The organism is Brachybacterium muris (assembly GCF_016907455.1).
Classification (GTDB): Bacteria; Actinomycetota; Actinomycetes; order Actinomycetales; family Dermabacteraceae; genus Brachybacterium; species Brachybacterium muris.
Genome location: NZ_JAFBCB010000001.1, coordinates 2906319 through 2925976, shown reverse-complemented (window position 1 = coordinate 2925976; position 19658 = coordinate 2906319). Strand labels below are relative to the sequence as shown.

Annotated in this window: 14 protein-coding genes and 2 pseudogenes; 6 read left to right on the top strand and 10 right to left on the bottom strand. The window is 70.6% G+C overall.

Annotated features, from left to right (window positions below; genetic code table 11):
* Positions 1-3: 3 nt before the first annotated feature.
* From JOD52_RS13700 to JOD52_RS13685, 4 genes are all read left to right on the top strand, one after another.
* Positions 4-981 carry an ABC transporter permease subunit gene (locus JOD52_RS13700; protein ID WP_259886017.1) on the top strand — a complete coding sequence of 326 codons (978 nt, stop codon included), beginning with the start codon at positions 4-6 and terminating at the stop codon, positions 979-981.
* A complete protein-coding gene (locus JOD52_RS13695) occupies positions 978-1901 on the top strand; it encodes a carbohydrate ABC transporter permease (RefSeq protein ID WP_204410574.1) in 924 nt (307 codons plus the stop codon). The genes JOD52_RS13700 and JOD52_RS13695 overlap by 4 nt, the downstream gene beginning before the upstream one ends.
* Before the next feature lie 180 nt (positions 1902-2081).
* On the top strand, positions 2082-3644 hold the full coding sequence (istA, locus tag JOD52_RS13690; protein ID WP_204408388.1) for an IS21 family transposase: 1563 nt from the start codon (positions 2082-2084) through the stop codon (positions 3642-3644).
* Positions 3641-4387, top strand: a complete 747-nt coding sequence (locus JOD52_RS13685) for an ATP-binding protein (RefSeq protein WP_338124028.1) — start codon at positions 3641-3643, stop codon at positions 4385-4387. The genes istA and JOD52_RS13685 overlap by 4 nt, the downstream gene beginning before the upstream one ends.
* 191 nt (positions 4388-4578) lie before the next feature.
* Here JOD52_RS13685 and topA read toward each other — a convergent pair whose 3' ends face one another.
* The 3 genes from topA to JOD52_RS13670 all read right to left on the bottom strand — a co-directional run bounded on the left by topA (position 4579) and on the right by JOD52_RS13670 (position 9920).
* Positions 4579-7329 (bottom strand): type I DNA topoisomerase, encoded by a 2751-nt coding sequence (topA, locus tag JOD52_RS13680; protein WP_204410573.1) that lies wholly within the window; start codon positions 7327-7329, stop codon positions 4579-4581.
* Between the two features lie 99 nt (positions 7330-7428).
* Positions 7429-8328: a phosphatase PAP2 family protein gene (locus JOD52_RS13675; protein WP_017823287.1), complete on the bottom strand. Its 900-nt coding sequence runs from the start codon at positions 8326-8328 to the stop codon at positions 7429-7431.
* Positions 8325-9920 (bottom strand): DUF7059 domain-containing protein, encoded by a 1596-nt coding sequence (locus JOD52_RS13670; RefSeq protein WP_204410571.1) that lies wholly within the window; start codon positions 9918-9920, stop codon positions 8325-8327. Before JOD52_RS13670 ends, JOD52_RS13675 begins: the two co-directional genes overlap by 4 nt.
* Before the next feature lie 114 nt (positions 9921-10034).
* On the opposite strand from JOD52_RS13670, the gene JOD52_RS13665 reads away from it, so the two are divergent.
* Positions 10035-12476 carry a DEAD/DEAH box helicase gene (locus tag JOD52_RS13665; RefSeq protein WP_204410569.1) on the top strand — a complete coding sequence of 814 codons (2442 nt, stop codon included), beginning with the start codon at positions 10035-10037 and terminating at the stop codon, positions 12474-12476.
* A gap of 139 nt (positions 12477-12615) precedes the next feature.
* On the opposite strand, the pseudogene JOD52_RS13660 reads toward JOD52_RS13665, so the two are convergent.
* Positions 12616-13266, bottom strand: a pseudogene (locus JOD52_RS13660) (cellulase family glycosylhydrolase); the annotation flags it as partial.
* 184 nt (positions 13267-13450) lie between these two features.
* Between JOD52_RS13660 and JOD52_RS13655 the strand changes: the two are divergent.
* A pseudogene (locus JOD52_RS13655) lies at positions 13451-14761 on the top strand (ISL3 family transposase).
* Positions 14762-14996: 235 nt separating this feature from the next.
* Here the strand turns inward: JOD52_RS13655 and JOD52_RS13650 are convergent.
* The 6 genes from JOD52_RS13650 to JOD52_RS13625 all read right to left on the bottom strand — a co-directional run bounded on the left by JOD52_RS13650 (position 14997) and on the right by JOD52_RS13625 (position 19398).
* Positions 14997-15329 (bottom strand): Rv3654c family TadE-like protein, encoded by a 333-nt coding sequence (locus tag JOD52_RS13650; RefSeq protein ID WP_204410566.1) that lies wholly within the window; start codon positions 15327-15329, stop codon positions 14997-14999.
* Entirely contained in the window at positions 15326-15724 is a 399-nt protein-coding gene (locus JOD52_RS13645; RefSeq protein ID WP_204410564.1) for a TadE family type IV pilus minor pilin, read from the bottom strand. The genes JOD52_RS13650 and JOD52_RS13645 overlap by 4 nt, the downstream gene beginning before the upstream one ends.
* Complete coding sequence (locus tag JOD52_RS13640) at positions 15721-15921, bottom strand: DUF4244 domain-containing protein (RefSeq protein WP_017823293.1); 201 nt, start codon at positions 15919-15921, stop codon at positions 15721-15723. The genes JOD52_RS13645 and JOD52_RS13640 overlap by 4 nt, the downstream gene beginning before the upstream one ends.
* Positions 15922-16070: 149 nt before the next feature.
* On the bottom strand, positions 16071-17174 hold the full coding sequence (locus JOD52_RS13635) for a type II secretion system F family protein (protein ID WP_204410562.1): 1104 nt from the start codon (positions 17172-17174) through the stop codon (positions 16071-16073).
* Positions 17174-18418 carry a TadA family conjugal transfer-associated ATPase gene (locus JOD52_RS13630; protein WP_204410560.1) on the bottom strand — a complete coding sequence of 415 codons (1245 nt, stop codon included), beginning with the start codon at positions 18416-18418 and terminating at the stop codon, positions 17174-17176. The genes JOD52_RS13635 and JOD52_RS13630 overlap by 1 nt, the downstream gene beginning before the upstream one ends.
* On the bottom strand, positions 18415-19398 hold the full coding sequence (locus tag JOD52_RS13625) for a CpaE-like family protein (protein ID WP_204410558.1): 984 nt from the start codon (positions 19396-19398) through the stop codon (positions 18415-18417). Before JOD52_RS13625 ends, JOD52_RS13630 begins: the two co-directional genes overlap by 4 nt.
* Positions 19399-19658: the final 260 nt, after the last annotated feature.

The following is a 19658-nucleotide window of genomic DNA, read 5'->3' as shown; positions in this document are numbered from 1 at the left end:
TCCGTGGCCCGACCCCGCAGGAAAGTCACGGGCGGGCAGGGGGCGCTGGCCAACCTGCTCCTCCTGCCCACCCTGATCCTCCTGGCCCTGGTGGTGGGCTTCCCGCTGATCCTGTCGGCGTGGCAGTCGCTCCACCAGTCCGGAGGGGACATCGACCCCACCACGGGCCTCATCCAGCAAGGCGAGACCTTCGTGGGCCTCCAGAACTACTACGACGCCTTCACCGGTGCCGGAGCAGGCGCCGGGTTCTGGAACGCGTTCTGGAACACCACCATGTTCACGGTGGTCGGCGTGAGCATCGAGACAGTCCTCGGCGTCTCGATGGCGCTGATCATGGCCAGGGCGATGCGGGCAACCGGCATCGTGCGCGCCTCGATCCTGGTGCCGTGGGCGATCCCCACGGTGGTCTCCGCGCTCATGTGGCAGTTGATCTTCGATGCCAACGGCATCGCCAACCGTCTGATCAACACCCAGATCCTGTGGACCACCGAGGGCATCCAAGCGCAGGCCGCGGTGCTGATCGCCGACATCTGGAAGACGGCGCCGTTCATCGGGCTGCTCACCCTGGCAGGGCTGCAGACCATCGACACCCAGGTGTACGAGGCCGCGAAGGTGGACGGCGCTTCGCGCTGGCAGACTTTCTGGCGGATCACACTGCCGCTGGTCCGCCCCGTACTCGTGGTCGCGGTGCTGTTCCGGCTGCTGGACGCCATGCGCATGTTCGACCTGCCGTACGTGCTGCTGGGCCGACTGGCCAGTGGGCAGACCCTCTCCATGCTGGCCTCCGACGCCGCGGCGAAGACGGACTATGGCATGGCATCGGCGTACTCGATGGTGCTGTTCGCCTACATCTGCCTGGTGGCCTTCCTGTTCGTCAAGCTGCTGGGCGCCGATGTGCTCGGCGAGCAGCAGCCAACGAAGGCAGGTGGCCGCAAGAGCCCGCGTCGATTCCGCAACACCAGTGAAGGGAGCATGGCATGAGCGCCACCTCGACCCCCACGGCGAAGAACGAGGTGCGCTCCCGCGACGGCCAGGTCCTGAAACCTCGCCCCATCAAGGGTGGCACGGCCGGCAAGATCGTGGTGGGCCTCGGGATGGCGTTCATCCTGGTGTACTGCCTGGCACCGTTCTACTGGATGGTCGTCTCCTCCCTGCGCCAGCCCAGTGAGGGTCGTTCCACCGAACTGATCCCCTCACCGATCAGCGTGGAGAACTACATCGCCGTGTTCGATCCGTCGAACAACTTCAGCCGGGCGCTGCTCAACTCGTTGATCGTGGCCGGAGGCACCACGCTGATCGTGATCACGCTCGGGGTGCTGGGTGCCTATGCGATGGCGAGGCTGGAGTTCCGCGGCAAGGTCGCGGTCATGTTCATCATCGTGGCCACGTCCATGTTTCCCGTGATCACCCTGGTCGTGCCGCTGCTGAAGCTGTTCACCGGCGGGTACGACTGGTGGCCCTGGAACTGGATCAACACCTACCAGGCGATGATCCTTCCGTCGATCTCCTTCGCGCTGCCCCTGGCGGTGTGGAACCTCAATGCGTTCTTCCGGCAGCTGCCGGTGGAGCTCGAACAGGCGGCGATGGTGGACGGCACCACGCGGATGGGAGCTTTCTATCGGGTGATCCTGCCGCTGGCCACGCCGGGCATCTTCACCACCGCCATCATCACCTTCATCGCGGCCTGGAACGAGTTCCTGATCGCCCTGACGATGGTGAATAACCCGCTGATGCAGACGGCGAACGTGGCCATCTCCAAGTTCACGGGCATCTCCGGCTACGACACCCCGTACGGCACGAAAATGGCCGCTGGTGTGATCGTGACGGTGCCGTTGATCATCGTGGTGCTGCTGTTCCAGCGACGCATCATCGGCGGCCTCGCAGCAGGCTCGGTGAAGTGACGACCCCCTGGAGTTAAGTGAATATTCGCCTCGCTGGGGTCCGCTGATCGAGGGTTCGGGTGCCACGTCGCTGCCGTAGCGGTGGCGTCGTTCGGGACCACCAGTGGTGTCGTTGGGGCCGCTCTGTCTACGCTCCTTCCGCCGTGTGTATAGGGCACGCGGCGGAAGGAGCAATCTGGAATGGTACGGAAGATCAGGGCGAAGCTGGTGCTCCAGCTGCGCGCAGAAGGTCTGTCGGGGCGAGCGATTTCGTCCTCGCAGGGCATGTCCCGCAAGTCCGTGAGGGCGGTGTTCGAGGCCGCTGACGCTGCAGGGATCGGGTGGGGCGATATCGCGGACGTCGCCGATGAGCAGGTGTATGCCCGGTTGTTCCCGGGCCGGGGCGAGCACGAGAGCGTGTTCGCACAGCCGGACTGGGAACAGGTCCATCGAGAGATGGCCAGGGTCGGCGTGACGCTGAAGCTGTTGCACGGCGAGTACTTCGACGCGACCACGGCGGCTGGGGATCCGGCGATGGGGTATGACCGGTTTTGCCGCACCTACCAGCACCACGTCATGGTCACCGGTGCCGCTTCGAGAGTCGGTCACAAGGCCGGCCAGAGCGTGGAGGTCGACTGGTCCGGCCCCACGATGGAGCTGGCCGATCCGGTCACCGGCGAGGTCTCGAAGGTGTTCTTGTTCGTTGCCTGCCTGCCTTTTTCTCGTTACGCGTTCTGCTTCCCGGCGCTGGATATGCGCCAGGAGTCCTGGCTGCGAGCGCACGTAGCGATGTTCGAGGCGCTGGGCGGGACGGTCCCGAGGATCGTTCCGGACAACCTCAAGACCGGTGTGGTGAAGCACCCCCGCGAGGGCGAGATCGTCCTGAACGATGCGTATCGCGAGATGGCAGCGCATTACTCGGCGGCGGTGCTCCCGGGGAGGGTGCGGAAACCGAAAGACAAGGCGAGCGTGGAGAACACCGTCGCGCACGTCGCGACCTGGGTCATCGCCGGGCTGCGGGATCAGCGATTCACGTCCCTGCCCGAACTTGCAGCCGCCATCGGGCAGCGGATGGAGGCCTATAACGCGGAGCCGTTCCAGAAGCGGCCCGGATCCCGCGCCAGCGTGTTCGACGCGGAGGAGCGGCCGCTGCTGACGCCGCTGCCGGCGGTGCCCTACGAGATCTCGACATGGCACTACGGACGACGAGTGGGCAGGAACGGGCACGTCACGTTCGCGCGGAACTTCTACTCCGCGCCGTTCGCGCACATCGGCGCGAAGGTCGATCTGCGCATCACGGCCCGGACGCTGGAGATCTATCAGGGCAGCCAGCGACTGACCAGTCACCTGCTGCTCCCGGAGACCGCGAGCAATGAGTACCGCACCAACGACGCGGACCTACCTGCGGGCGAGCGTTTCCAGGCCTGGGACGCGCAGAGGGTGCGGGCGTGGGCAGATCGGGTCGGGCCGGCCACGGTGATCGTGATCCAGCGGATCTTCGAGTCCGTGCCGATCGTGGAACAGGGCCTGGATCCCGCGTTGGCGGTGCTACGGCTCTCTCGCCGCTTCTCCGTAGATCGGGTCGAGGCGGCCTGCGCACTCGCGCTGACGGGACGGGTCCGTTCACCGCGCTATGCGCATCTGCACCCGATCTTGGCCACCGGGCAGGACAAGGTCGCCGCCCTGCGTCCACCCCGCGAGGAACCCGCGGAAGACGGCGGATACGTCCGTGGCGCCGACTACTACGCCGGAGGTGTCCGGTGAGCGTGATCGATAACGACACGAAGCGGAAGCTGCGCGAGATGGGCGCGACCGCGCTGCTGGACGCGATCGATGCCCAGGATGAGGCTCACGTGCTGGGGATGTCGTTCCAGGAACGGCTCCAGCTGATCGTGGACGAGGCGCATTCCATCTTCAATCATGGAAAGGTCGAGGGTCTGATCCGCCGGGCGGGGCTGCGTTATCCCGGAGCGGACCTGCGGCGGCTGGATCTGGTCGAGGAACGGGGACTGAACCGGAACGTGATCGCGCAACTGGCAACCTGCTCCTTCATCCAGCGGCAACAGAACGTGGTCTTCCAGGGCTTCACCGGCTCAGGGAAGTCCTACCTCGGCTGCGCGCTGGCGAAGCAGGCCTGCCAGCACCGGCTCCGAGCCCACTACATCCGAATGCCCGACCTCGAAGAGGCCTGGGCCCTGGCAAAGGACAAGCCGCAGGGCCAGACGAAGTTCCTGCGGAAGTACTCCACGTTCTCGCTGCTGGTGATCGACGAGTGGCTGCTGGACCATCCTGACGAGGGAATGCGTTCGATGCTGCTGGAACTGCTCGAGCGCCGCTATGACACCGGCTCGACCGTGTTCTGCACCCAGTACCCGAAGAAGGACTGGCACGCCCGGCTCGGTGGAGCAGTCCACGCCGATGCGATCATGGACCGCATCGTGCACAACACAATCTGGATCGACACCGGCGACAGGAACATGCGAGAACACACCGCACTGCCCCAGTGACCCGATGCCGGCGGGAGCCAGTGGTCCCCACCGCGGCGGCTACTGGCCCCCGTCGGCACGATCGGCGGTCCCCAAGAGCAAGATTCGGTGGCTCCCACGACTACGAATACTCAGTTAAGTGACGACGGGGCCCGCACCATGCGGTTGCGGGCCCCGTTCTTCGCCGTCTACATCACCCCTGTTCGGGAGCGTCACTTCTTCGGCGCGGCCTTCTTGGTGGCTGACTTAGCGGGCGCCTTGCGGGTGGTGGTGCGACGGGCAGGCTTCTTGGCCGGGCCCTTCGCGCGCTTCTCGGCCAGCTTGTCCACCGCGATCTGTTCGGTGATCGACTCGACGGTCTCCCCGGAGCGCAGCGACACGTTGGTGGTGCCGTCGGTGATGTACGCGCCGAAGCGGCCGTCCTTGATCACGATCGGCTTGCCGCTGGTGGGGTCGGTGCCCAGTTCCTTCAGCGGCGGCTTGGCGGCCGCACGCCCGCGCGTCTTGGGCTGCGCATAGAGCTTCTCCGCCTCCTCCATCGTGATGGTGAACATCTGCTCCTCGGTCTCCAGGGAGCGGGAGTCGGTGCCCTTCTTCAGGTACGGGCCGTAGCGGCCGTTCTGGGCGGTGATCTCAGTGCCGTCCTCGGTGGTGCCCACCACGCGGGGCAGGCTCAGCAGCTTCAGGGCGTCCTCGAGAGTCACGGTCGCGAGGTCCATCGACTTCAGCAGGCTCGAGGTGCGGGGCTTGGGCTTTGCAGCCTTCTTGGTGCCCTTCTTCGCGCCGGCCTTGGTGCCCGCTGCACCCGTGGCGGACCCGTCGCCCTCGGGCTCCGGGTCGGGGATCACCTCGGTCACGTACGGGCCGTAGCGGCCGTCCTTGGCGATCAGCTCATGGCCGGTACCCGGGTCGATGCCCAGCACGCGACCGTCGTCCTTTTGGCGCTCCAGCAGCTCCTGGGCCTTGGCCACCGTGAGCTCGTCAGGAGCGATGTCCTCGGGAACGGAGGCGCGCTGCGGATCAGCGCCCTCCACGGGCTCGCCGTCGGCGCCGCGCTCGATCCTCTCGACATAGGCGCCGTAGCGTCCCACGCGCAGGGTGATGCCCTCGCCGATGGGGATCGAGTTGATCTCGCGGGCGTCGATGTCGCCCAGGTCGTCCACCATGGGCTTCAGGCCGATCGGGCCGGTGCTGCCGTCGCCGCGGTAGAAGTCCTGCAGGTAGTCCGCGCGGCCCAGCTCGCCGCGGGCCATGCGGTCCAGCTGCTGCTCCATGTGAGCGGTGAAGTCGTAGTCCACGAACGTGCCGAAGTGCTCCTCCAGCAGGCGCACCACCGCGAAGGCGGTCCAGCTGGGCACCAGGGCGGTGCCCCGGCGCAGCACGTACCCGCGGTCCTGGATCGTGGCCACGGTGGAGGCGTAGGTGGAGGGGCGGCCGATGCCGCGCTCCTCCAGTGCCCGCACCAGGGATGCCTCGGTGTAGCGCGGCGGCGGGGTGGTGGTGTGCCCGTCGCACAGCAGCTCGCGGGTCTGGAGGTGCTGGCCCTCGGTCATCTGCGGCAGCCGCTTGTCCTCGGAGTCATCGGAGTAGCGCGAGGCGTCCCGGCCCTCCTCGTAGGCGGCGAGGAATCCGCGGAAGGTGATCACGGTGCCGGCGGCGCGGAAGGTCGCGGCCCGGCCGTTCTGCTCCAGTGCCAGCTCCACAGTGGAGGTGGTGCCCTTGGCGTCGGCCATCTGTGAGGCCACGGTGCGCTTCCAGATCAGCTCGTACAGGCGGAACTCGTCGCCGCTGAGCTGGCCGGCGACCTGGGCGGGGGTGCGGAAGCGGTCACCGGCGGGGCGGATTGCCTCGTGGGCCTCCTGCGCGTTCTGCGACTTGGAGCGGTAGGCACGGGGCTTGTCCGGCACGTACTCCGAGCCGTACAGCTCGGAGGCCTGTGCGCGGGAGGCGGCGATGGCCTCCTTCGACAGTGCCACCGAGTCGGTTCGCATGTAGGTGATGTAGCCGTTCTCGTACAGCGACTGCGCCACCCGCATCGCCTGACGGGCACCCAGGCGCAGCTTGCGGGAGGCCTCCTGCTGCAGGGAGCTGGTGGTGAACGGAGGCGCCGGGCGGCGGGTGTACGGCTTGGACTCGAGCTTGGTGACCCGGGCCTGCGCGCCCTCGAGGGCCTGCACCAGCTCACGGGAGGACTGCTCGGTGAGCACGGTCGCGCTCTTCGCGCGAGCGGTGAGGGTGCCGTCGTCGGCGAAGTCGCTGCCGGAAGCGACACGGGAGCCGTCCACGGTGGAGATCTTCGCGGAGAAGGCACTGGAATCGGCGGCGAAGGTGCCGGTCACGTCCCAGTAGTCGGCGGCGACGAACGCCATCCGCTCCCGCTCCCGCTCCACCACCAGGCGGGTGGCCACCGACTGCACGCGCCCGGCGGACAGCGAGGGGCCGATCTTCCGCCACAGCACGGGGGACAGCTCGAAGCCCACCAGGCGGTCCAGGATGCGGCGGGTCTCCTGGGCATCCACCAGGGCGGAGTCGATGTCGCGGGTGCTCTGGAGGGCGTCCAGTATCGCGTCCTTGGTGATCTCGTGGAACACCATCCGCTTGACCGGCAGGGTCTTCTTGGGCTTGAGGGTCTCCAGCAGGTGCCAGGCGATCGCCTCGCCCTCGCGGTCCTCATCAGTGGCGAGGTAGAGGGTGTCGGCGTCCTTGAGGGCCTTCTTCAGCTCCGCGACAGTCTTCTTCTTGTCCGGGCTGACCACGTAGTACGGCTCGAAGCCGTTCTCGGTGTCCACCCCGAACTTCCCGAAGGGGCCCTTCTTCATCTCCGCCGGCAGGTCACGCGGCACCGGGATGTCACGGATGTGCCCCACGGAGGCCTGCACCACGAAATCGTCGCCGAGATATCGGCCGATGGTGCGCGCCTTCGCCGGGGACTCCACGATCACCAGATGCCGTCCGCCAGTCACGTCGATACGTCCTTCCTCGCCGCGCAGATCGCGGCCCGTTCACCATGGTCCGCCAGCGGGACCAGGGGGTGCCGGGGAGGATTCCCGCCCGGCGAAGCATCACGGTACACGGTCACCGCGTGAGGCCCTGCGCGGTTCCGGAACGCGCAGCATCAGGACCATCGCCATCCACAGAGCGGTCCCGCCGCTGATCACCGCGACCGTCGTGCGGTAGGCGGCCTGCTGGTGGCCGGGCTCGTGCAGCAGCAGCGGCAGGCCCAGTGCGGCGAAGGCCACCACGCCTAGCACCATCCCGGCCGCCCCTGCCAGCCCCAGTGCCCAGGCGGTGGCGACCTCGATCCCACGTCGGGGCTCACGCTCTTCGGCCGACGGGGCCCGGCGGTACTGCAGCACCCCGTCCACCGCGAGCATCAGGAAGGTCCAGGTGGCGACCACGACGATCGCCCCGGCCACGTCACTTGCCCGGTGCCAGCCGAGCGCGAGGGTGCCGATGCCGGCCCCGGCCGTCCACAGCGCCCCGAGGACCGCGACCGGCCCGCGGGCCCTGCCGGCCACCAGAACCAGCGCGATGGCGGTGGAGGCGGCCAGGGTGGTGTGCCCCGAGGGGAAGGAGTTGGGGGTCACGTCGATGCCGGGGCCTAGCACCTCCCGGGTGACCACCAGGTGCTTGATCGCCTGGGTGGAGAGGTTCGCCCCGCCCACCAGTACTGCCAGAGGGACCAGCAGGTCCGCGCGCCGCCGCAGCACCGCGATCACCGCGACGCATGCGAGGGCCGCCAGCACCACCGGCAGGCTCACGGTGCCGGCCGCGAGCCCCACCACCTGGGAGACGGGCCCGGTGTCCAGCTGCGCCCCGCTGAGGGTCAGCTGGTCCAGGCGCTGACCGCTCGCGGTGCCCACCGCGATCCTCGCCAGCAGCACCACCATCGCGGCACACAGCAGGGCCAGCAGGCCGCTGAGGACTGGGCGCACCGGGACCCCGGATCGGCGGCGCCTCACAGCGTCAGCATCCCGGTGATCAGCAGCTCCCGCACCTGCGGCAGCAGCCGCTGGCGGGTCTGATCCGGATCGGCATCGGTCAGCGCGCACACGGCGGCAATGGTCTGGCCCAGAGTGAGGGTGCCGTCCAGGGCGCCGACGGTCGCAGCCAGCGCCTGATCGGCCGGGACGATGCGCGCCAGGCCCGCTCCCTGCACCAGTTCGATCAGGGTCGGGTCCCAGGCGCCGGGCACCAGGTGGCGTCGCTCCATCAGGTCACCGGCCCGCCGGGGGCGGGAGGCAGCGAGCTCCTCGTCGTCCAGCTGGGCGAGACGGTTGATCATCCGCAGGCCCGCCGCCAGATGCGTGCTCATCGAACCGCTGCCCGAGCCGGTGCCCTGTTCGGTGCGCAGGGTCCCGGGTCGTGCATCGGCCGAGGACGGACGGCGCAGCAGCACGTAGCCGAAGCCGATGTCCTGCACGTCGCGGGAGGCGAAGTCGGCGAGCCATGCCTCGATCAGTCCGGGCCACGCGGCGTCGCGAGGGGTGATGCCGCCGTCCCGCGCCCAGGTCTCCGCGTACTGGGCGGGGTCCTCCCTCTCGCGCTGGATCACCCAGCAGTCCAGGCCCTCGTCCCGCGCCGCGGCCAGCCAGGCTCGCGGATGGGTGTCCCACTCCTCGGTGCCGGAGCGTTCCCAGTTGCCCAGCATCACGGCGGTGCCGCCGGGGGCCAGGTGCTCGGGCAGGGCGTCCAGCAGCTCGGCCAGCAGGGTGTCCCCGGCGCGTCCGCCGTCGCGGTAGGTCCAGGTCTCGTCCGCGCCGTCCGCGACCTTCGTGCCCTGCCCCGCCTCCGACCGTCCGGCGCGGTCGCCCGCGCTGCCGCGCGGGGTGATCACGAAGGGTGGGTTGGAGACGATCAGATCGAAGGTCTCACCGGCCACCGGTTCCAGCAGGGAGCCCGGGCGCAGTTCCACCTCCACCTGGTTCAGGGCGGCGTTGAAGGCGGCGAAGGCCAGGGCCCGCTCGGAGAGATCGGTGGCCACCACGTGCTCGGCATGACGGCTGGCGTGGAGTGCCTGGATCCCGCTGCCGCAGCCCACGTCCAGCACCCGGCCCACCCGCTCTCGGGGGGTGATGCGCGCGAGCGTCACCGAGGCCCCGCCCACGCCCAGCACGTGGTCGGGGTGCAGCGCGGTACCGGTGGCCAGTTCGGAGAGGTCCGAGGCGATCCACCAGGAGATCGGCCCCTGGTCGTCCTGGGCGGAGTAGGGGGCGAGCTCGACCAGGGCTCGCATCCCGGCCGCGGTCCCTGCTAGGAGCCCCAGTCCGCAGGCCCCCTCTGCGCCGAGGGTGGGCAGAGCATGTGCCACCTGCTCCCGGCTGATCGTCGACCCCAGCGTGAACAGGGACAGCAGGGTCGCGGCAGGGTCCTCCAGCGGGGCGAGTGCACTGCGGGCCGGTACCGGGTCCGCGCGCCGCAATGCTGCGGCGGCGACCTCGCCCAGCAGCGCCTCGGTGCGCTCGACCGTGTACTGCCCCTTCAGCAGGTCATCCCGCAGCGCGTCGAGCAGGTCAGGGAGCAGCCGTGGGGCCGCAGGTGTGTCGGAGCGCATGGCTACGATTGTGCAACAGCCCAGGGGCTTGCAGCAGGTCCACGCCCCGGCCCTTCCTGGCACTAGGTCCAGGCCCGGGGCCACACCCCACCATGAGCAGGAGAGGCGGCAGGGATGCGCGCAGGCAGGGCAGAGGATCTGCTCACCGCGCTCAGCGCACCCCCGACCCGCACCGGCTGCCTCACCCATGTGGAGCGCATGCCCGCCCGGGAAGGGCGCCGAGGTGAGTTCCCCGCATGGACCGATCCGCGCCTGGTGGAGCACCTGGCCCGCCGCGGCATCACCGCCCCGTGGACACACCAGCAGCAGGCAGCCGAGCTCGCCCACGCGGGCAGCAGCGTGGTGCTGTCCACCGCCACCGCCTCCGGCAAGTCCCTCGCGTACCTGCTGCCCGTGCTCAGCGACATCGGCGCCCGGGAACTGGATCCCTCGGCCCGCCGCGCCACCGCCCTGTACCTCGCGCCCACCAAGGCGCTGGCCGCCGATCAGCTCACCAACATCACCGCGATGGCCGACGGCGCCGGTCTGCGCGATGCCCGGGTGGCGGTGTACGACGGCGACACCCCCACCGAGCAGCGGCGCTGGATCCGCCGCCATGCCACCGTGGTGCTCTCCAACCCCGACATGCTGCACTTCGGGATCCTCCCCGGCCACGAGCAGTGGGCGAGCTTCTGGCGGGCGCTGCGCTACGTGATCATCGACGAGTGCCACAGCTATCGCGGCGTGTTCGGCAGCCACGTGGCGATGGTGATGCGCCGCCTGAGGCGCATCGCCGCCCACTACCGGGCAGATCCTACCTTCATCCTGGCCTCGGCCACCACCGCGAACCCGGAGCTGTCGGCCTCACGCCTGGTGGGGGTGGACGTCCAGGCGGTCACCGAGGACGGCTCCCCGCGGGCAGGCCTCACCGTGGGCCTGTGGGAGCCCGGCACCCGTGCCGTGGTGGACGGCAGGCGGCCCGCTGACGGCCACGCGGCCGACGACCTGGGGCACGCCGTCGAGGGCGGCCGCACCGAGGAGCCGCTGCGGCGCTCGGCCACCACCGAGAGCGCCGCCCTCCTGGCGGACCTGGTGGCCCGCGACGTGCAGACCCTGGTCTTCGCCCGCTCCCGCCGTGGTGCCGAACTGGTCGCCGGCGGCGCTCGCCGGCTCCTTAACCAGCAGGCGGAGCAGGCCGCCTCGGCCCAGCTCGCGGACCGGGCCCGTCGGGTGGCCGCCTACCGCGGCGGGTACCTCGCCGAGGAACGTCGGAAGCTCGAGGACGACCTGCGCTCCGGTGAGCTGAAGGCCCTGGCCTCCACCAACGCACTGGAACTGGGGATCGACATCGCAGGTCTGGACGCGGTGGTGATCGCCGGCTGGCCCGGCACCCGCGCATCCCTGTGGCAGCAGTTCGGTCGCGCAGGCCGCCGCCAGGGAGCCGACGGCGGGTCCCTTGCCCTGTTCGTGGCCCGCGAGGACCCGCTGGACACCTACGTGGTCCACCACCCCGAGACGGTGTTCGGGGCGGAGGTGGAGGCATCGGTGTTCGACCCCGCCAACCCGTACGTGATGACCCCGCACCTGTGCGCGGCCGCCGCCGAGCTGCCCATCCAGGTGGGCCAGGAGGACATCTTCGGGCCCACGGCGCGCGACCTGCTCACCACTCTCGCCGCCCGCGGGGTGCTGCGGGCGCGCCCCACCGGCTGGTACTGGACCATGAGCGAGTCCGCCCACCACCTCACCGACCTGCGCGGCAGCGGCGGCGAACCGGTGCGGATCGTGGAGAAGGGCAGCGGGACCCTGCTGGGCACGGTGGACGCCGCCAGTGCCCACACCCAGGTCCACGACGGCGCCGTGTACCTCCACCAGGGGAAGAGCTTCGTGGTGGACCAGCTGGACGTGGAGCGCGCCGTCGCCTTCGTGCACCGGGAGGACCCGCTGCACTCCACCCACCCGCAGTCCGCCTCCACGATCCGCATCCGGCAGACGGACCGCGAGACGCCGTGGGCCGGCGGTGTGCGCCTGTGCTTCGGCACGGTGGACGTGACCGACCAGGTCACCGGCTACCAGGTGCGCGATGTGTATACCCAGGCCGTGCTGGCCCAGCACCCCCTGGACCTGCCCCCGCGCACCCTCACCACCAAGGCCGTGTGGTGGGTGGTGCCGCGTGCCACCACCGACGCCGCACAGACCGCTACAGGAGATGCGCAGCTCCCCGGGGAGGAGCTTCCCGGGGCCCTGCACGCCGCCGAGCACGCCGCGATCTCGATGCTGCCGCTGCTGGCCACCTGCGACCGTTGGGACATCGGCGGGGTCAGCGCCGCCCACCACGAGGACACCGGCGAGCCCACCATCTTCGTGTACGACGGCGCCCCCGGCGGTGCCGGCTTCGCCGAACGAGGGGCGGACGACGCCGCGGCCTGGCTACGCTCGACGGCCGACATGATCTCGGAGTGCCCGTGCGATGCGGGCTGCCCTGCCTGTGTGGTCTCCCCGAAGTGCGGCAACGGCAACGAGCCGCTGTCCAAGGCCGGGGCACTGCACCTGCTGGGACTGCTGCACCCGGAGGACTGAGCCCCACCGTCGGGCCCCACCGCCGGTTCTAGGAGCTGCTGGGGTGGACCCTGTCGGCTGTGCGAGCGGTGAGTGGACCCCAGTGGCTGTCATCGCGCTCGAGATCAGCCACTGCGGTCCACTCAACGCCGCCCGCATCTCAGGAGCTGCCGGGTGCGGGGGAGTCCCCGTGCTGAGGATCCCGCGCTGTGCCCGCGACGGCCGTGCCCTCCTGGGGGCGGCGGTCCTGCGACCATGCGCTCAGCTCCATCTCCCGCTCCCGTGAGTACGGCAGGAACAGCAGCGGTATCAGCCCCAGCAGGGCGAACAGGATCGGCACACCGGCCGTCGCGAAGCGGATCGCGTCCTGTGCCTCGGGGGTGGGCTCGTTCAGCACGTCGTAGCCGACCACGGCGGGGTGGTCGCCGAACCGCTGGGCGAGCATCCCCCACAGGGCCACGTACCGGGTCTGGATGCCCACGCCGTCCGCCGCGGGGGCATCGGCCCAGAAGGCGTCGTAGGCCTCGTGCACGGCGGGGGAGGTGAGGTAGGCGTCGCTCCACAGCGCGGTGGCCTCGAAGGGGTGATCGGTGAGGGTGGCCCACGGCGGGGCCCCGTCGCTGTAGTCCTGGGAGTACAGGTCCTGGTGCCCGTCGAGGATCACCGCGAGGCCCCGCTGGTGCAGCCGGTCCAACTGCTCACCGATCCAGGTCAGGTGCTGCCCGCTGTACGTGCCTGGCTCCGGCTCCAGGGGTGCCCAGATCACGCCGAGGCGCACGGCGTCCAGACCGATCTCCACCAGCTGGTCGAGGTCCTCGTCGGTCCAGGAGCCCTGGAAGTCGAGGGGATCGGTGGAGCCCGGCCTGCCCTTGTCCGGCTCTTCGCAGTTGAGGGGGTAGCTGCGTGTCGCGAGGGTGGGCGCGTCGGTGCGCGGATAGACGTCGAGGTCTCCCGATGATGGAAGTTCTCACGCTCGCCATCAGGAAGACCTCGACGTGCCCAACGCTACCTTCGACAGCCCCGATCTGACGACCTTCGCGCGCCTGGACGAGCTCGGCCTCGTCGCTGTCGGTCAGCGACTCTTCGCCGAGCGGGCGGTGTTCGAGTGCCGGCTCGCCGAGGAAGATCCGTGGTGCTGCGCCTGCGGGGCAAAGGCGACCTCGCGGGGCACGATCTCCCGGTCCCTCGCTCACGAGCCGTTCGGTCACCGGCCCACGACCCTGCTGGTGCGGATCCGCCGCTACGAGTGCGGTCACTGCGGCTACCGGTGGCGCGAGGACACCACCACCGCAGCGCCCAAGCGGGCGAAGCTCTCTCGCGGTGGGATGCGGTGCGCGCTGGAGGCCCTGGTCATCGACCACCTCTCGATCGCACGGGTCGCTGCCGGGCTGGGAGTCGCCTGGCACACCGCCAACGACGCCGTCCTCGCCGTGGGCAAGCGCCTGCTCATCGACGACCCCGCCCGCTTCGACGGAGTCCGCGTGATCGGGGTCGACGAGCACGTATAGCGCCACACCAGGCGCGGCGACAAGTACGTCACCGTGATCATCGACCTCACCCCGGCACGGGACAGGACCGGGCCCGCGCGGCTGCTGGACATGATCGAGGGCCGCTCGAAGGCAGCGTTCAAGGCCTGACTCGAGGCCCGCCCCGAGCAGTGGAAGGACGGCATCGAGGTGGTGGCGATGGACGGATTCTCCGGGTTCAAGACCGCCGCCGGCGAGGCTCTGCCCGAAGCGGTCGCGGTCATGGACCCCTTCCACGTCGTCCGCCTCGCCGGGGACGCCCTGGACGACTGCTGGCGACGCGTCCAGCAGCAGCTCCACAAGCGCAGAGGCCGCAAGGACGACCCGCTCTACAAGGCGCGCCGCACCCTCCACACCGGGATGAGCCTGCTGACCGACCGGCAACGGGAGCGGCTTAGCATGCTGTTCGCCCACGAGAAGCACGCCGCGGTTGAGGCGACTTGGGAGGTCTACCAGGCCATGGTCGCTGCGTATCGAGAATCCGACCGCGCCAAGGCTAAGGCCAAGATGGAGAAGGTGATCGCGGCGCTGAGTAAGAAGGTCCCCGACACCCTCGAGGAACTGGGCAAGCTCGGCCGGACACTGACCAAGCGCTCCGTGGACGTCCTGGCGTTCTTCGACCGCCCCGGCACCAGCAACGGCCCCACCGAAGCGATCAACGGCCGGCTCGAGCACCTCCGCGGCTCCGCCCTCGGCTTCCGCAACCTCACCAACTACATCGCCCGCAGCCTCCTCGAATCAGGCGACTTCAGACCCTTGCTACACCCTCAAATGCGATGAGCCCCTTGTCCACGAGGTTGATGCCGTGCAGGATCCGCTGACGGCCGTGCTCGTCCACGAGGATCGGTCCCTGGGCGCTCAGCGTCATGGTGCTCGTGCCTTCCTGCCGGGTGGCCCCGGTCCTGTCGCAGGCTCCCTCACCCGCTCCCTGCGAAGGAACGTAGCAGGTCGCGAGGCATGCTGCGGGGTGTTCGGGCAGCTTCAGCGGACCTGCGACGGTTTGGTGACGGCGCGGTCATCGCCCGGCGTCCGGAGCGGGGCCCGCCCGTGCGGCGGCATCGACCGCCGGGAGGACGGATGCATCGACCCGGATGTGGACCACCACCTCATCGCCGTGCTCGACGCAGGAGATGAGACGGGCGCCGTTGCGCCTCGCCGCGTCCTCCGCCACGGCACAGGGGGACGCGCTGCCGACCGCCATGGCATCGGCCGCGGCGAGCGCAGCGAGGTCGGCAGCGGTGGCGGCCCTGGCCTGGGCGAGCATCCCGGTGCCCAGCAGGCTCGCACCGGCGATCACAGCAGTGACTGCACCGGTCCAGGCCAGGGTGGAGGCGGCCCCGGTGCTCATGGCAACCCGGGGCTGATCAGGTGCGGTTCGCGGCGTGCCGTGGCATCAGCGCTCAGCTCCCACTGCGCGCCGGCCAGCAGGCCTGAGCGGGCCCGCAGTGTGCGGGAGGTCTGCACCTGCACCCAGCTGCTGTCGCTGCTGATGGTCACCTGCACGCTGTCCCCGGCGATGTGCTGAGCGGTCGCGATGGCCGCGGACTCGTCCTCCCCGCGGGCGAGTTCCCGTGCGGCGCCCCGGGCGGCGCTCTCCAGACTGATCTGGGTGCCGATCCCGGCGCCGACGATCAGGATCACCAGCACCATCGCCACCACCACGGGCAGCACGATCGCTGTCTCCGCGGTGGCGGACCCCCGGTCGTCCCGCAGCGGGGACGACCGGGGGGACCGCGCGTTCACGAGCCCTTGGTGAGCGCCGAGGTGATGATGCCGAACAGCAGTTCGCGCACCTCCCCGGACGCCAGCAGGGCCACCAGCACAGCGGCGAAGCCGCAGGCCGCGAGCACGGTGATGGCGTACTCGGCGGTCGATGCGCCGGTGTCGTCCCGCAGGGCGCGGGCGAGGCGACGCTGGAGCCTCCGGATGGTGATGGACATGGTGTCTCCTTTCGTGGGGACGGCAGGTGCCGTCCGGCGGTGGCGGCTGGTGCCGCCAGGGCAGCGGGTGCTGCCACGGAGCCCCGGGCGGGGCACCGGACCGGGAGGGCTCCCGGTGGTCTGTGGTCGTGGTCTGCGGTCAGTTCGCATCAGGGGCCCGTCAGGGTCAGGGCCCCGCCCAGCAGTGACATCACGGTGGGGATGATCCCCAGCACCACGAACGCCGGCAGCAGGGTGAGCCCGGTGGGGAGCACCAGTCGCACCGCGAGCCGGGCCGCTCGCTCCTCCGCTGCCCGGGCACGGCCGCGCCGGGCGTCCTGAGCGGCGGAGCGCAGAGCACGGGCCAGGTCCGCGCCGGCCAGTTCCGCCAGCACAGCGGACTGCCCCAGGGCCTCGAACTCCTCCGGCAGTGCAGCGGCCGCGACGGGGGCGGGAACTCCGGAGCGCAGCGACGACGCGGCGCGGGCCAGTGCCTCGGCATCCGGACCGGGGGTGAGCGACTCGGCCACGGCCTCCATCGCCCGGGCCAGCGGTAGTCCCGAGTCCAGTGCCCCGGCGATCAGTTCCAGCACCACCGAGGGATCCACGCGTGCGGTGACCGGTGGATCGGCCCGACTGATCAGGCGGCGCATCCACCACCAGCCGGCGGCGGTGAGCACGAGCCCCAGGCCCAATAGGAGGTTGCCCGCATCGGAGGAGGCCAGCAGGCGCAGGGGATCCCCGCCCAGCAGCATCCCCAGGCCCAGTCCGGCCAGGGGCAGCACCAGCAGGATCCTTGCGGTCGAGCGCGGCCCTGCGAAGGCGGTGCGGCGAGCCAGGGAGGCGTCGTGGAGGTCCCGCAGAGCGACCGCCAGTCCCTGCAGCACCCCGGCGGTGGGGGCCCCGGTGCGCTCGCACACCGCCAGGGCCGCGCCGAGCGAGCTGAGGGCGGGGGACCCTCGGAGATGACCGGTCGCGACCCGACGGGGATCACCGCCGGCCGCAACCGCTCGCGCGAGGGCAGCCAGCTCCCCCTCCGGCAGGGATCCCGCCACTGCGCTCCACGCCCGCCTCAGCCCGGATCCCGCACTGATCACAGCAGCCAGCCGTTCCACCATCCGCGCGACGTCCAGCGCACCGGGGCGGGACGCGACGGCGCGACGGTGAGTGGGCCGGGCAGCCCAGTGGCGCTGTGGGGGTGGGGTGAGGACCCACAGCAGCGAGAGGGCGAGCGCCGGTGCCATCGCCCAGACGGCTGCGTGCAGGCTCCCCATCAGGCCGCCCTCCTGCCGGGGGAGGCGGGTGCGGGGGCCAGCCGCGCGGCGAGCTCCGCCGCAGCCGGCCCCTCCCGCAGGTGGTCCCCCTCGACACGCAGGGCCGTGGCGGTCACGAGCATCCCGTCCGCATCGCGGTGCAGCAGGGCGATCTCCTCAAGTCGGCGACCGGTGTGGGCGCGTCCCAGGTGCAGCACCACTTCCAGGGCGCTTCCGACCTGGGCTGCGAGTGCTGCCCGGTCCAGACCGCCCAGTGCCCCCAGCGCCTCCAACCGTGCAGGGACGTCCCGTGCGGTATTGGCATGCACCGTCCCGCAGCCGCCCTCGTGGCCGGTGTTCAGGGCTTGCAGCAGTTCCCTGAGCTCCGCACCGCGGCACTCGCCCAGCACGATCCGGTCCGGCCGCATCCGCAGGCTCTGCCGCACCAGAGCGGTGAGGTCCACCTCCCCGGCGCCCTCGCTGTTGGCGTGACGGGACTGCAGGTGCACCACGTGCGGATGGTCCACGGCGAGCTCCAGGACGTCCTCGACCACGATGATGCGCTCGCCTGCCGGGACCTCCTTCAGCATCGCGGCCAGCAGGGTGGTCTTGCCTGTGCCCGTTCCGCCGGTGACCAGGAACGGCACGCGGGCCGCGATCACCGCCCTCAGCACCTCACGAATGGCAGGGCCGAAGGTGCCCCGATCGTGCAGTGCATCGAGGTCCAGGGCCTTCGCTGCGGGCAGCCGCAGGGAGATGATCGTGCCGCCGGTGGACAGGGGCGGGAGGATCGCGTGGAAACGGATGCCGGAAGGGAGGTGCGCATCGGCCCAGGGCACGGCGTCGTCGAGCCGTCGACCTCCGGCGGTGGCCAACCGGACTGCCAGATCGCGGGCCTGGCCCGGGTCCAGCCGCAGATCACTGCGAACCAGGCCCGTGCCACTGTCCAGCCACACCTGACCGTCGTCGTTGACCAGCACGTCGGTGACGCCCGGTGCCAGCAGTGACTGCAGGGGGCCGAGACCGTCGACGTGGTCGCGCACCCGAGCGGTCAGCTCGAGGGTGGAGGCTGCCCCCAGCACCCGACCGTCCTCCCGCAGGAGACGGGTGATGCGCGGAACGTCCACCACGCCGGGCCGGAGCACCAGGTCCTGTCGGACCTGGTCTAGCAGTCGGGAGAGTTCGGTCGGGGTGGGAGACGGCGATGGTGCGGGTGCGGGTGCGGGTGCGGGGGCGGTGGTCAGGACGGTGGGGCTGGAGGTCATCGCCGCTGCCCTCCTCGGGGGGGCTCCTCGGCCTCCGGCAGCAGATCGGCCAGGAACTGCCGGCAGGCCCGATCTGCACCCCGTCGGCGCACATCCAGAAGAGGCACTGCTCCTGCGGGGCTGTCGCGGAACGACATCGCTGGGGGCAGTTGCAGGTCCGATGCCACCTCGGACGGGGTGAGGTCCCCGCGACGCCGGATCGCCACCGCGGCCTGACCTGCTGGCAGGGACCATTCGCGCAACCGGCGGGCAGCGGCGCGCACGGCGTGATCGGTGCACGGCACCACCACCAGCAGCTGGTCCAGCAGGGGCGATGCGGCAGGCACCAGGGAGGGGGCCAGGTCCACCACGACGGTGCCACCGCCTGCCTCGACGGCCTGCAGGGCACGCTGCAGGAGGGGGCCGTCAGGGCCGGGCCCGGCGCCCGCCACCAGTAGGCGCACCCCGTCCACCACCGGAAGCGCCTGTCGGAGCGCCTCGCCGTCCGAGGCGTCCACGGTGGCCACGTCCTGCCAGCCGATCCCGGAGGCCTCCGGGGCCTCCACCAGCAGGTCCAGGCCTCCTCCCAGGGGGTCTGCGTCCACCATCAGCACGTCACCGTGGGTTTGCGCCGCCCGGGCCAGCCTGGCTGCGAGACTGGACGCACCGGCCCCGCCGCACCCGCCCACCACCCCGAGCATCAGGGCGCGGGTGAGGGGACGCGCAGCCTGTGCCAAGTGCGACAGCAGCGCTGAGGACTGCGACGGCAGCTGCAGGACCGCACGGGCCCCGTGCTCCAGGGCCAGGTTCCACAGCTCCGGGGTGACAGGACCCTCCGGGACGATGATCAGAAGGACCGCGCCGGGGACGCGGGGGACCGCGTGCGCGGCCACGGACCCGGCATCGGCGAGCACGGCGGTGACGGGGCCCGTGGGCTCATCGGTGACGTCCAGCAGTTCCAGACCGGAAGCGGTGGTGTGGTCGGCCGCCTGGTCACGCATCGGCCCGTCGGCCCCGGCCCAGAGGGCGCGAGCGTGGAGCTCCCCCGCACCGTGCGGGGCATCCTTCCCCGGTCTCCCCGGGAAGTGGGACGGCTCTCGGACAGGCCCGGATCGGGGACCAAGGTCCCAGGTGCTCCCGGGTCTGCGTGCAGCCGGCGGCGATGAGTCGGCGCCCACGGTGGGTGTAGCGAAAGTGCTGGTCATGACGCCATCGTGGCGACCTGCGAGCCCGGACGACAGGGCTGCGCCACGATGGTGGA

Coding starts and splice junctions, on each gene's coding strand:
- JOD52_RS13625 (WP_204410558.1), bottom strand. CDS start 19,398: ATGCGTGACCAGGCGGCCGACCACACCACCGCTTCCGGTCTGGAACTG.
- JOD52_RS13695 (WP_204410574.1), top strand. CDS start 978: ATGAGCGCCACCTCGACCCCCACGGCGAAGAACGAGGTGCGCTCCCGC.
- JOD52_RS13670 (WP_204410571.1), bottom strand. CDS start 9,920: ATGCGCTCCGACACACCTGCGGCCCCACGGCTGCTCCCTGACCTGCTC.
- JOD52_RS13650 (WP_204410566.1), bottom strand. CDS start 15,329: ATGAGCACCGGGGCCGCCTCCACCCTGGCCTGGACCGGTGCAGTCACT.
- istA (WP_204408388.1), top strand. CDS start 2,082: ATGGTACGGAAGATCAGGGCGAAGCTGGTGCTCCAGCTGCGCGCAGAA.
- JOD52_RS13665 (WP_204410569.1), top strand. CDS start 10,035: ATGCGCGCAGGCAGGGCAGAGGATCTGCTCACCGCGCTCAGCGCACCC.
- JOD52_RS13635 (WP_204410562.1), bottom strand. CDS start 17,174: ATGGGGAGCCTGCACGCAGCCGTCTGGGCGATGGCACCGGCGCTCGCC.
- JOD52_RS13630 (WP_204410560.1), bottom strand. CDS start 18,418: ATGACCTCCAGCCCCACCGTCCTGACCACCGCCCCCGCACCCGCACCC.
- JOD52_RS13640 (WP_017823293.1), bottom strand. CDS start 15,921: ATGTCCATCACCATCCGGAGGCTCCAGCGTCGCCTCGCCCGCGCCCTG.